The organism is Sphingomonas albertensis (genome assembly GCF_014358075.1).
In the GTDB taxonomy this organism is placed as follows: domain Bacteria; phylum Pseudomonadota; class Alphaproteobacteria; order Sphingomonadales; family Sphingomonadaceae; genus Sphingomonas; species Sphingomonas albertensis.
Genome location: NZ_JACONT010000005.1, coordinates 65,522 through 78,235, shown reverse-complemented (window position 1 = coordinate 78,235; position 12,714 = coordinate 65,522). Strand labels below are relative to the sequence as shown.

Below are 12,714 nucleotides of genomic sequence, written 5' to 3'. Positions count from 1 at the left end.
CCTCCCATTCAGGGAGGGCGTTAGAGGTTCGCAGCCGCGGTTTGAGGCCTTGGAGCCAACCAAGTCTCACGCCGGCGCGAATCCCGTACCCAGATGCGGGACGGTGGCCCGGCCGCTCTCGACCAGCGTCACCGACCCCTGCGGCAACCCCTTCGCGACAGGCGCACCCAGTATCGGATCGACCGCCGCCCCGGTCATCACGCCGAGCATCACGCGACTCGAAATCCCGTGCATGATGACCAGCCGGTCGCCGGTATCCTCCCCCGTCTCGGCAAGCCACCCGCTCACACGAGAGGCTATTTGAGCATAGGTCTCGCCATCCGGCGCAGGCTTGAGCGTACCGCCCGGCAGCATCACCGGCCCGACCTCGTCGATCACGTCCGCGTAATAGCGTCCGCCCCAGGACCCCATGTCGATCTCGACCAACCGCGGATCGGTCCGCGCACCATGCCAGTCGAGTTCCAGATGCTCGCAGATCACCGCCAGCGTCTGCAACGCGCGACCCGTCGGCGACGCCCACAGCGCCAGCGCCGGCTTCGCCCCCAGCAACCCGCGCAACGCCCGCCCAAGCTCGTCCGCCTGGGCGAAGCCCGCCCGCGTCAAAGGCGTATGCGCGGCATCTCCCTGCAACCGGTGCGCGGCATTGAACACGGTTTCGCCGTGCCGCGCGACGAAATCCCGACCCTTGCGTGGGTGTGGAGTAGCGCTTGAACGGGCGTCGGCGTCACCCTGCCGTTGGCTTGGAATCATAGCCCGCGTTTCAACCCCCTGTGGCGCAAAAGCAACGGATTTCCGTGTTTATCTGGGGTTCATGCAACGCTCCGGCGGTTGGTCCATTGGAGCGGTCCACCCCGCGTTTTGGGGTGACCAGATAGTAAGGAGTAACCCCAATGCGTACGCTTATCGCCGTCTCGCTGCTCGCCACCACCGCAGTAGCAGCACCCGCCCTCGCACAGACCAACCCGACCTTCACCGGCCCCCGCGTCGAGGCCACGCTCGGCTACGACCACACCGGCGCCGGCAGCAGCGTGTCCAACAACAACGGGCGCGACGACCAGAAGATCGACGGCCTGCTGTACGGCGGCGGTATCGGCTATGACATCGCCATGTCGAACAACTTCGTGCTCGGTGCAGAGGCCGAACTGACCGGATCGACCTCGAAGAGCGACCGCAACGACTATACCAGCGACTTCGGCTTCGGTCGCGTCAAGCAGGGCCGCGATATCTATGTCGGCGCGCGCGCGGGCTATGTCGTCGCACCGACGACGATGCTGTACGTCAAGGGCGGCTACACCAATGCCAAGCTGAACGTGCTCGCCGGCGACACCAACCAGACGACCGACACCGATTTCAATCTCGATGGCTGGCGCGTCGGGGCCGGTGCCGAGCACGCGGTCGGTCCGAACAGCTATGCCAAGCTCGAATATCGCTATTCGAAGTACGAGCGCAGCAACATCGACTATGCGACCGGCGGCACCAGCGGCCGATTCGACGTCGACACGGATCGCCACCAGGTGGTCGCCAGCTACGGCTTCCGCTTCTGATCGAACGGTGCGCGCGTTTTAACGCGACGTTTACCGTGATCAAAGAAGGGTCGGGGCGCTTGCTCCGACCCTTTGTTGTTGGGTAAGCCATCTGCGGATTGCCCCCAGCCCCGAGTCCGGCTGTGGCGGCGGGGGGAAATTTGATGAAGGCGACGATCGAACGCGCAACGCTCCTCAAGGGGCTGAGCCATGTCCAGTCCGTGGTGGAGCGGCGCAACACCATCCCCATCCTGTCGAACGTGCTGATCGAGGCGACCGCCGAGGGCACGCTCAAGCTGATGGCGACCGACCTGGACTTGCAGATCAACGAATCGATCGCGGCGGCGGTCGACCAGCCCGGCGCGACCACCGTGTCCGCGCACACGCTGTTCGACATCGCGCGCAAGCTGCCGGAAGGCTCGCAGGTCCAGCTCGCCGCGTCGGAAGGCCGGATGAGCATCGTCGCAGGCCGCGCGCGCTTCTCGCTCGGCACGCTGCCGCGCGACGATTTCCCGGTGATCGCGGAAGGCGAACTGCCTACCCAGTTCGAACTGCCCGCCGAGACGCTCAAGCAGATCATCGACAAGACGCGCTTCGCGATCTCGACCGAAGAGACGCGCTATTACCTCAACGGCATCTTCCTGCACGTCGCCGACGGCGACAGCTCGAACCCGGTGCTGAAGGCCGCCGCGACCGACGGCCATCGCCTCGCGCGCGTCACGTTGCCGCGTCCGGAGGGTGCCGAATCGATGCCCGACGTGATCGTGCCGCGCAAATGCATCGGTGAATTGCGGAAACTGCTCGACGAGGTCGACGGCTCGGTCGGCGTGTCGCTGTCGCCGACCAAGATCCGCTTCGACCTCGGCCAAGCGATTCTGACCTCGAAGCTGATCGACGGCACCTTCCCCGATTACAGCCGCGTGATCCCGACCGGCAACGACAAGATCCTGAAGATCGACCCGAAGAGCTTCATGGAAGGCGTCGACCGCGTCTCGACCATCGCGACCGAAAAAACGCGGGCCGTGAAGATGGCACTCGACCGCGACAAGATCACGCTGTCGGTCACATCGCCCGAGAACGGCACCGCGGCGGAAGAAGTCCCCGGTGATTACGTCGCGCTCCCGTTCGAGATCGGCTTCAACAGCCGCTACCTGATGGACATCCTCGCGCAGATCGACGGCGACATGGTCGAGGTGCACCTCGCCGACGCCGCCGCCCCGACGCTGATCCGCGAGAACGACAAGTCGCCGGCGCTGTACGTGCTGATGCCGATGCGAGTCTGATTCGGTCCTGCCTGCCGCTCCGTGTTATACGCGGAGCGGCAGGCAGGAGCCGGATCATGGACTCGATCAATATTGCTGATCTGAAAGACGAGCTAGGCACGCTCATCGACCGGCTCGAGGCCGGCGAGGCCGTCCAAATCACCCGCAACGGCCAACCCTTCGCCGCGTGACCCCCGAGGCACCGCCGCTGCCACGTCGCAAGCCCATCGACGTTCACGCCTTGGAGGCGTTGGCGAAGTCGCTGCCTTATGATCCGACATCTGCACGTGACCTCGTCCGGCGGATGCGTGACGACTCGCGGTATTGACCCTTTACTGCGACACCGCGGTGATGGTGTCGGCCTTCACGGCTGAGGCGCATAGCGAGCATGTTCGTGCTTGGCTCTCACAACAGACTGACGGTTTGATGATCAGCCATTGGGTCGTCACCGAGTTTTCCGGGGCGCTCGCGATGAAACGGCGACTGGGCGTCATCGACACCGTTGGCTGGAACGGTGTGGTGAAGGCGTGGCAACGATTTTGCGCCGGAGAACTGAGCGTTGAGCCGGTAACGGCAACCGATTTCGAGCGAGCGGCGACCCTGATGGATCGCGGTGATTTGAAACTTCGCTCCGACGATGCACTTCATCTTGCCATTGTCATGGACCGTGGCTGGTCATTGGCGACACTCGATCACGATCTTGCGCAAGCGGCTACGGAAATGCGCGTCGAAGTAGATACCGTCGTCGATTGACTCGTCGCCCTTCACTAACTACTAACAGCAATGTCAGTAAGGAGTCGACTCGATGGCGAAGCTTCCTCCGTTTCCCGGTACGACCGGTCGTCGCGATTGGCGCACCGCATTCGATGCGATCAAGAAATTGCTCGCGAACGGCGACGACACGACGCAGGTGTTCCGGATCATGCGCGCGCTGAACGTCGGCAATGCGCCGATGAATTACGCGCGGCTGATCGCCACCGAGCAGGGTGGGCGGATCGCCTATGACCGCGTCGAACTGGCGCAGCGTTTCTCCGACCCCGCGTTCGTCGCGAGCTTTGCACCCGGCACGGTCGGGGCGGCGTATCGCACTTTCCTCGAGACGACGGGCTATTCCGCGGACGGACTGGTCGAGGTTTCGCGGCTCGTGCCGTCAGAGGACGATCTGGCGCATCCCTATGCGTGGTTCGGCCGGCGGGTGCGCGACACGCACGACATCTGGCACGTGCTGACCGGCTACAAGGCAGACGAAAGCATGGGCGAAGCGGCACTCGTCGCGTTCAGTTACGCGCAGGTCGGCGGGCTCGGCTGGGCGCTGATCGGCTCGGCGGCGGCGTTGAAGAGCATGCGTGTTACGGGGAGCAAGCTGTTCGCGAAGGCGGTCTGGGAAGGCTATCGCAACGGGCGGAAGGCGAAGTGGATTTCGGGCGAGGATTATCTCGAACTCCTCCACGAACCGCTCGACGCAGCGCGCGCGAGGCTCGGGATCGTCACGCCGGTCGCGTATCTGCGGGCGCAGCGCGAACTCGGGCCGGCGCTCGCGTCGTATCTCAGCATGCAGAAGGCGGAGGTCGCAGCGGCGGCGCCCGCGACCGTGCTGGAGCGGATCGCCGCCTGAGCGCGGTTGGCGCGGGCCTGTCTGAGGCTGACGCGGGGCGAAAATTACGGCTAAGGGCGGTGCAATGCTCTCGCGCCTCGTCCTCACCGATTTTCGTAATCATGCCGACCTGACGTTGACGCCGGGGCCCGGGTTCGTCGTGCTGACCGGCGAGAATGGCGCAGGGAAAACGAATATCCTGGAGGCGGTATCGCTGCTCGCGCCGGGTCGCGGACTGCGCCGGGCCGCGCTGGGCGAGATGGCGCGGCAGGGCGGGGCAGGCGGCTTCGGTGTAGCCGCCACGCTGTTCCCGGAACGCGCAACAGTATTCCCCTCCCGCTTGCGGGAGGGGTCAGGGGCGGGCACGACGTACGTACTGGCGTCCGGCGTCGAGGAAAGCGCGCCCCTCCCCCGACCCCTCCCGCAAGCGGAAGGGGAGTTAGAAGAGGTGCGGTTGGGGGACGCTCCCGCAGCCGGCGAAGTCGACGTCGCCACCGGCACACTGGCCTCCGCCCCCGAGCGCCGCATCGTCCGCATCCAGGGCGCAACCACCATCGCCAACGCGCTCGCCGAGTGGCTCACGATCCTCTGGCTCACCCCCGCGATGGACCGCCTCTTCGTCGCCCCGGCGGGCGAACGCCGAGGCTTCCTCGATCGCCTCACGCTGGCCCTCGCCCCCGCCCACGCGCACCACGCCGCCCGCTACGACGCGGCGATGCGCGCGCGAAACCGCCTGCTCGCCGACGACGGCCGCCCCGACGGCGACTGGCTCTCCGCGCTCGAAGCGCAGATGGCCGAGCACGGCGCTGCGGTCGACGCCGCCCGGCGCGAGACCGTCGCCCTGCTCGGCACGAAGCTTGCGCATCAGGACGACGGCCCGTTTCCCCGCGCCGGCCTCACGCTCGAAGGCTGGAACGGCGACACCACCCGCCTCCAAGCCGACCTCGCCCAGGGCCGCGCACGCGACGCCGCCGCCGGCCGCACGCTCGTCGGTCCGCACCGCGTCGACCTCGCGGTCACGCATCTCGACAAAGCCCGTGCCGCCTCGCTCGCCTCGACCGGCGAGCAGAAGGCGCTCCTCCTCGGCATCGTCCTCGCCCATGCCGAACTGGTGGCGGAGCGAACCGGCCAGTCGCCCGTGTTGCTGCTCGACGAGGTCGCCGCACATCTCGATCCGGCCCGGCGCGCGGCGTTGTTCGAGCGGCTGTCGGGACGCGGGCAGGTGTGGATGACCGGCACCGAAGATGCGCTGTTCGACGCGATCGACAGCGGCGCGACGCGGATCGCGGTAGGCCACATTAGCCACTGAAAGAAAAAGATAATCTTCGGCTGAACACAGGCTGTCAATCGAGGTCACTGTGCGTTCAAGCGGCCGCGGGCAGAGCCCGTCCCATCGAAGATCACGGAGAGTACACGATGTCCCATAAACTTGCCCGCGCCGCCCTCGGCATCCTGATGGCCACCTCGACCGTCGCGCCTGCGCTGGCGCAGGGCCAGGCACGCTTCGATCCGCGCACGGCGCCCTGGACCCGGCCTGGGTATCGGCTGGTCGGCGCCGGCGTGCCGATCCTGTTTCCCGAGCTTCGCAATACACCGCGTGGCCGTGCGTTCGTGATGCCGAACTTCGACGCGAACGGCGACGGCCGGATCAGCCGCCAGGAAGCCGACGACGCCAACCGCGAATTCGCCCGGCTGGCCGGTCCGCGCCGCGACCGGTTCGACTGGGACGCGTACGGCCGCGATCCGCGCGGTTATCGTGGCGGCCGTGGCGGCACCACCGTGGTCGAGACCGTGACCACCTGGGATCGCGGCGCAATGCGCAACTACGGCTTCCGCCAGACACCGCGCGGCGCGACACTGACGCTGCAGGAGGACGTGTTGTTCCGCACCGACAGCGCCGTGCTTCGTCCCGGCGCGATCGAGAAACTGCGCCCGCTCGCCCGCTATCTGCGCGCGAACCCCGGCGTCCGCGTGTCGATCGACGGCTTCACCGATTCGCGCGGCACCGACGCGCACAACCAGGACCTGTCCGAACGCCGCGCAGCCAGCGTCCGCCAGGCGTTCGACGACATGGACGTCGTCCGCGCCCGCTTCAGCGTCGTCGGTCACGGCGAGCGCGATCCGGTCGCGACCAACGCGACCGCAGCAGGCATGCGCCTCAACCGCCGCGTCGAGGTGACGTTGCTGGGGCAGCGCGCGGATCGGTTCTAAAGACGACCTTGCCGCTCCTTGGGTTTCAGGGAGCGGCAAGCGCTTGAAGCGTTGCGGGCAAGATGCCCCTATTTGCACGCGCGTTCATACTGCTGCACATTCGCTCACAGAGCCCCCGGCGTGCGGGCGAATGGACTTGAGCCTGCCTGTCGTGCCACGCTCGGCGTACAGGGAGTATTCGAGTGATGAGCAAGCTGGCGATGCGACGGGCGTGGTTCCAGGTCCACAAGTGGATCGGGCTTATCCTGGCGATCCTGATCATTCCGCTGTCGCTGAGCGGCGCGGCGCTGGTGTGGCACGATGCGCTCGACCGGATCGTCGATCCGAGTCGCTATGCGGTGTCGGGAGCGACGATGCTCAGCCCTGACGCCTATGTCGCGGCGGCCGCGGCTCGGCTCGCGCATGGCGAGCGGATCGCGCAGTTGACGATGCCCGAGGATGGCGGCCCGGTAGTGATTGCGGCTGCGGCGGCGGGGAGTGCGCCCAAGCAGCCGGGGCCACCGCAGCGGACGATGGTGTATCTCGATCCGCCGACTGCGCGCGTGCTGGAGGTTTCGCCGTCGAACGGCGGGCTCGTGCGGTTCCTGCACGTGCTGCACGGGAGCCTGCAACTCCCCGGCGTCGGGCGGTCGATCGTTGGCTGGATCGGCGTGGCGATGATGGTGTCGTGCTTTACCGGGCTGTGGCTGTGGTGGCCGACGATCGGCAAGTTGACGCGCGGGCTGCGGTATCGGCGGCATCGTGACGTCGATACGAACCTGCATCACCTGTTCGGCTTCTGGATCGCACTGCCGTTGTTCGTGTTGTCGCTGACCGGGGCGTGGATCTCGTTCCCGCAATTCTTCGGGAAGATCACGGGGGAGGCCTCGCGGCCGAGGGGCGGTCCCGATCGCGGGGCGATGATGCGTGCGAAACCGCTGGAAAAACCCGCGCAGCCGCTCGATGTGGCGATCGGCAAGGCGCGCGCGTTGGCTGGGGGCGCACCCTTGCGCAGCGTCGCGTGGCCGACCGATCTGAGCGCGGACTGGACCGTGGCGTTCGCGCGCGGAGGTACGCCGGTGGGGGTGAAGATCGCCGACGATACCGGCGGCGCGACCGCGGCGCCGGCGCGGCCTCAGGGCGGCGTGGCGCGGTGGATGCGGCGGATCCACGACGGCACCGACATGGGTGCGCTGTGGCAGGTGATCATCTTTCTCGGCGGGATATTGCCGGCCGTGCTGGCGGTGACCGGCGTGATCATGTGGTGGCGCGCGCGTGGCTGGAAGGCGGAACTGGCGGCACGACGCGCGGCGTAAGCTTTCCCTCGCCCCCTCGGGGAGAGGGAAGGAGGAGCCTCTTGGCGACGGGAGGGTGAGGGGCTGTTGGAGTTAACGCCCGAGCCTCATGCCCCTCACCCTCCCACGCGAAAGTGCGCGCGGACCTCTCCCTCTCCCCTGAAGGGACAGGGGTTTTAGTTACCGCCCCAGCAGCACGCGCGCTTGGCCCGCAATCTGCGCCAGCATTGCCGCGTTGGGGACCGCCGCATGACGCGCGCGGTCGATGACGGCCTTGAACTGCGCGACGCGGGTGGCGTTCGCGAGTAGCCATGCCTCGACAGCGCCCTGAGGATCCTGCGCGCCGCGGCGCGCGAGGAACTCGAGCCGCAACTGCTGGAAATCGCGAGCGAGGCCAGCGATCAGCAAGCGCTCCCACGGATCTGTAGGGCTGATCCGGGCGGCATTCGCCTGCGCCCAATCGAGCCCCAGCGCCTGGCCGAGATGCGTGAACGCGCGCGTGAGGACCGTCTCGTCGAGCGCCATCCGCTCGCCGAGATCGGCCAGCCCGACCGCGCCGTCCATCTCGAACAAGCGGACCACCTTCCGCACCAGATCGCCCGGCGCACCAACCGCTTCGAGCTGCCCCGCGATACGATTGCTCTGCGCACTCGCCTCCTCGAGCAGCAGCGCCGCGGTCTGGCTGTCAAGCTGCGTGATGCCCTTCGCCAGCCGTGCGAGCACGTCGCCCGGTGCCGTCCCCGGCGCCGACACGCGCAGCAGGTCGGCGATCTGCGAGCGCGTCGCGACCGCCACCTCGTCGAACAGCGCGATCCGCGCCGCCTCGGGCATCACCGCCGTCTCGATCTCCGCCCACAGTGCCGGCAGGTCGAACAGGCGTTCGGCGACGACGAACATCGCCGCGATATCGCCCATCGCTGCACCTTCCTCTTCGGCCAGTTCGAACGGGTAGAGGATGCCCAATCGGTTGACGATCCGGTTGGCGAGCTTGGTCGCGACGATCTCGGGTCGCAGCCGATGCTCGTCGATCGCCGTCTCGAACCGCGCGCGCATCGCCGCCGGGAAGGCGGCGTGGAGGTCGGGCTTGAGCGCGTCGTCCTTGGCGATGTCGCTATGCTCGATCGCATCCTGCAACCCGAGCTTGGCCGTCGCCAGGAGCACTGCCAGCTCAGGCCGCGTGAGGCCGAGACCATCCTGGCCGCGACGCAGCAGGATATCGTTCGACGCGAGCCCCTCGACAGCGCGATCAAGGCGTCCGGCGCCTTCGAAGATCTCGATCACGCGAACATAGCTCGGCATCGTGACCGCGCCGTCCGCTTCCGCGATCGACAGCGCGAGCGTCTGGAGGCGGTTGTCCTCCAGCACCAGATGCGCGACGTCGTCGGTCATGCTGGCGAGCAGCGTGTTGCGGTCCTCGTACTCGAGCCGCCCCTCGATCATCTCGCGGTTGAGCGCGATCTTGATGTTGACCTCGTTGTCCGAGCAGTCGACGCCCGCCGAATTGTCGATGAAGTCGGTATTGATCCGACCCCCGCGCGCCGAGAACGCGATACGCGCCGCCTGCGTCACGCCCAAATTCGCGCCTTCGCCGATCGCGATCACGCGCACGTCCTCGGCGTTGACGCGCAACCGGTCGTTGGCCGGATCGCCGACCGCGACGTTCGCTTCGGACGCGGCCTTCACATAGGTGCCGATGCCGCCGAACCAGAGCAAGTCGGCCGGCGCCTTGAGGATCGCCGAGATCAGCGCGCCCGGCTCCATCTCGCTCGCGGTCACGCCGAGCGCGGCCTGCACCTGGGGCGACAGCTTCACGATCTTGTCGGTGCGCGCGAACACGCCGCCGCCCTTCGAGATCAGGCTGGCGTCGTAATCCGCCCAGCTCGACCGCGGCAGCGCGAACATCCGGTTGCGCTCGTCCCAGCTGGCCGCCGGATCGGGATCGGGATCGAGGAAGATATGGCGGTGATCGAACGCCGCGATGACCTTCAGCGTCTTCGACAACAGCATGCCGTTGCCGAACACGTCGCCCGACATGTCGCCGCAGCCGACCACGGTGATGCTCTCGCTCTGCACGTCGAGGCCGCGTTCGGCGAAATGCCGCTGGACGCTGAGCCATGCGCCCTTGGCGGTGATCCCCATCGCCTTGTGGTCGTAGCCGACCGAGCCACCGGAGGCGAACGCGTCGCCCAGCCAATAGCCGCGTTCGAGCGCGAGCGCGTTGGCCACGTCGCTGAACGTCGCGGTGCCCTTGTCGGCGGCGACGACGAAATACGGGTCCTCGCCATCGAGGATCGTCACGCCGTCCGGATGGACGACTTTGCCCTCGACGATGTTGTCGGTGATCGACAGCAAGGTGCGGATGAAGATCCGGTAGCTTTCGGTGCCCTCGGCCAGCCATGCGTCGCGGTTCGACGGGGCGGGGAGTTGCTTGGGATAGAAGCCACCCTTCGCGCCGGTCGGCACGATCACCGCGTTCTTGACGCGCTGCGCCTTCATCAGCCCGAGGATCTCGGTGCGGAAATCGTCGCGACGGTCGGACCAGCGCAGGCCACCACGTGCGACCGGGCCGGCGCGAAGGTGGATGCCTTCGACGCGGGGCGAATAGACCCACACTTCGCGCCACGGCACGGGGGCGGGGAGACCCGGAATCAGATGGCTGTCGAGCTTGAACGCGAGCGCTTCCGACGCGGCGGGCGTGAACGCGTTGGTCCGCAGCGTCGCCGCGATCAGATTGCGATACGCGCGCAGAATACGGTCGTCGTCGATCGCGGTGACCGCGTCGAGCCCCGCTTCGATCGCCTGGTCCGCCTCGATCGCGTTGCCAGGATGATCGGGGTGGTGGACCGCCGTGAACCGCGCGATCAGAGCGGCGGCAACCTTCGGCGCACGCCTCAGCGCGTCGACCACGGTGGTCAGACCATAAGGCAAGCCAGCCTGGCGAAGATACCGGAACCACGCACGGAACAGCACGATCGCTTCGGGACGCATCCCGAGTTCGACGATCAGCCGGTTGAACGCATCGTTCTCCGCCGCGCCCTCCAGCACAGCCGCGATCGCGCCTTCGAGCACGGGCGCGTCGCTCTGCTGTGCCGCATCGTTCGCCTCCAGCACGAAATCATGCACGAACGGCACGCTGTCGTCGCGCAACCGCGTCGGCAATTCGCCGATCACGCGGAAGCCGAAATTCTCCAGCACCGGGACTGCGTCGGACAGGGGGAGGGCACCACCCAGCTTGTAGATCTTCAGTTGCGGATCGGTGCCCGCTTCGCCCGGAACGAGGCGCACACCGCGCGCATCTGCATCGTTCAGTGCGGCGATGCGCTGGATGTCCTCGGCAGCTTCGGCCGCCGTGCTGAGGTTGCGATAGTTCTGTGGGAACGCCGCCGCCCATTTGAGCGCCAGACGCGCCGCACGCGGTGGCGGCAACGTCTCGACCAGGGCGGCCTCGACGTCCGACACCCAGCCGCGCACCATCCGCTGCAACCGGAGCGCGAGCGGCGCGACGTCCGGCATCCGGCCATCGCCGCGCAGATCGAGCGTGTAGCGGATCATCGCGACCTCGCCGTCCTCCAGCGCGATCGACCAGTTGAGCACGCTCGCATTCGCCGCCTCCGCCAGCATGTCGCCGATCGCGACGCGGCGGCTGGTAGTGACGTCGTCGCGCGGCAACCAGACGAACCCGAAGAGGTGACGGCCAAGCGCCGATTCGACGAGCACCAGCGCGGGCCGCGGCCGGTCCGCGAGGCTCATCGCGGTCAACGCCAGATCCTCCAGCGCATCGGGCGCGAACGCGATCACCAGATCGTGCGGGAGCGCGGTGAACGCGTGCGTCAGCGCCTTGCCGGCATGCCCGCGCGGATCAAACCCGAACTTCGCTTTCATTGCGGCGAGGCGCGTGCGGAGGACCGGTACGTCGCGCGGCATCGCCGCCAGCGCGGCGCTGGTCCACAGGCCACTGTAGATCGACAGTCCGGCGACCGTGGCGCCTTCCATCACCGGCACGACGACGAGGTCGAGCGGCACGGCGCGGTGGACGGTCGAGATCAGGTTCGACTTCAGGAGCAGCGGCGCGTCGTTGCCCGCCTCGAACCACTTGATCGCGAGTGCGCGCGAGGCCTCGGCAAGGATCGGCACGCGGTGTTCGTTGCGCGCGATACCCAGCGCGGCGTGACCGCTGCCGTCGCGATGCCAGATCTGATGCCCGAGCAGCGTCAGATGGCCGCCCAGGAACCACTGCAACAGAGCCGCGCCCTCGCCCTCGGGCAGCTTGGCGATATCGTCATCCAGCGCAGCCTGCATCGCGCGCCAGTCGGTCACCGCCGCGCGGACGTCGGCCAATACGGCGGTCAGGTCCTCGATCAGCCCGCGACGGTCACGCGCATCGGCGCGTTCCATCTCGAGATAGATCATCGATTCGGGGCGGCCCGCGCCCTGGCCGTCGGCGTCGATCGCGTGCAGCGTGCCGTCGGGCGTGCGCGTCGTGCGGACGACGGGATGGATGATCCGATCGACCGCGATGTCCTGCGCGCCGATCGCCGCGGCGATTGAATCGACCAGGAACGGCATGTCGTCGTTGACAATCGCGAGGCGCATGCGCCGCCGCGTGTCGTCCGCACTGATCGGCTCGATCGCGATCGCCGGCGCACCGTCGTCGCGGTGCGCGGCAGTCGCGGCCACGAACGCCGCGGCCTGCGCGACCTCCGCTGCCCCGAAGTCCTTGAGTTCGCCCGGAAGGGCCCGTTCGGTCAACCGGTCCGCAAGGGTTTCGGTGAGCGTTTTCAACGATTGGTTCGCCATAGGTCCGGGCCTATGCGCCCGCTATTCGCCTATCTCAAGGCTTGTGGCAGGTG

10 protein-coding genes are annotated in these 12,714 nt (G+C 67.4%); 8 read left to right on the top strand and 2 right to left on the bottom strand.

The annotated features are described in order from the left end of the window. Positions 1-66: 66 nt before the first annotated feature. The gene (locus tag H8S47_RS03960; RefSeq protein ID WP_187502620.1) at positions 67-750 is read right to left on the bottom strand and encodes a histidine phosphatase family protein; all 684 of its coding nucleotides are present in this window, start codon (positions 748-750) and stop codon (positions 67-69) included. Positions 751-890: 140 nt separating this feature from the next. Here H8S47_RS03960 and H8S47_RS03955 point away from each other — a divergent pair, with 140 nt between their 5' ends. The 8 genes from H8S47_RS03955 (at position 891) to H8S47_RS03915 (ending at position 7,885) form a co-directional block, all read left to right on the top strand. Next, complete coding sequence (locus tag H8S47_RS03955) at positions 891-1,544, top strand: outer membrane protein (protein WP_187502619.1); 654 nt, start codon at positions 891-893, stop codon at positions 1,542-1,544. A gap of 143 nt (positions 1,545-1,687) precedes the next feature. Then, entirely contained in the window at positions 1,688-2,806 is a 1,119-nt protein-coding gene (gene dnaN, locus H8S47_RS03950) for a DNA polymerase III subunit beta (RefSeq protein ID WP_056017955.1), read from the top strand. A 56-nt stretch (positions 2,807-2,862) separates the two neighbouring features. Next, positions 2,863-2,976, top strand: coding sequence for a type II toxin-antitoxin system Phd/YefM family antitoxin (locus tag H8S47_RS18635; protein ID WP_214654923.1), 114 nt, complete (start codon positions 2,863-2,865; stop codon positions 2,974-2,976). 133 nt (positions 2,977-3,109) lie between these two features. Continuing rightward, positions 3,110-3,538: a type II toxin-antitoxin system VapC family toxin gene (locus H8S47_RS03940; protein WP_268932979.1), complete on the top strand. Its 429-nt coding sequence runs from the start codon at positions 3,110-3,112 to the stop codon at positions 3,536-3,538. A 52-nt stretch (positions 3,539-3,590) separates the two neighbouring features. Continuing rightward, positions 3,591-4,400 (top strand): Coq4 family protein, encoded by an 810-nt coding sequence (locus tag H8S47_RS03935; protein ID WP_187502617.1) that lies wholly within the window; start codon positions 3,591-3,593, stop codon positions 4,398-4,400. Between the two features lie 64 nt (positions 4,401-4,464). After that, positions 4,465-5,688, top strand: coding sequence for a DNA replication/repair protein RecF (locus H8S47_RS03925; RefSeq protein WP_235982595.1), 1,224 nt, complete (start codon positions 4,465-4,467; stop codon positions 5,686-5,688). Between the two features lie 107 nt (positions 5,689-5,795). After that, entirely contained in the window at positions 5,796-6,590 is a 795-nt protein-coding gene (locus H8S47_RS03920; RefSeq protein WP_187502616.1) for an OmpA family protein, read from the top strand. Between the two features lie 185 nt (positions 6,591-6,775). Further along, positions 6,776-7,885: a PepSY-associated TM helix domain-containing protein gene (locus H8S47_RS03915; protein WP_187502615.1), complete on the top strand. Its 1,110-nt coding sequence runs from the start codon at positions 6,776-6,778 to the stop codon at positions 7,883-7,885. Positions 7,886-8,044: 159 nt separating this feature from the next. On the opposite strand, the gene H8S47_RS03910 is transcribed toward H8S47_RS03915, so the two are convergent. After that, positions 8,045-12,661, bottom strand: coding sequence for an NAD-glutamate dehydrogenase (locus H8S47_RS03910; RefSeq protein ID WP_187502614.1), 4,617 nt, complete (start codon positions 12,659-12,661; stop codon positions 8,045-8,047). Between the last annotated feature and the right edge of the window lie 53 nt (positions 12,662-12,714).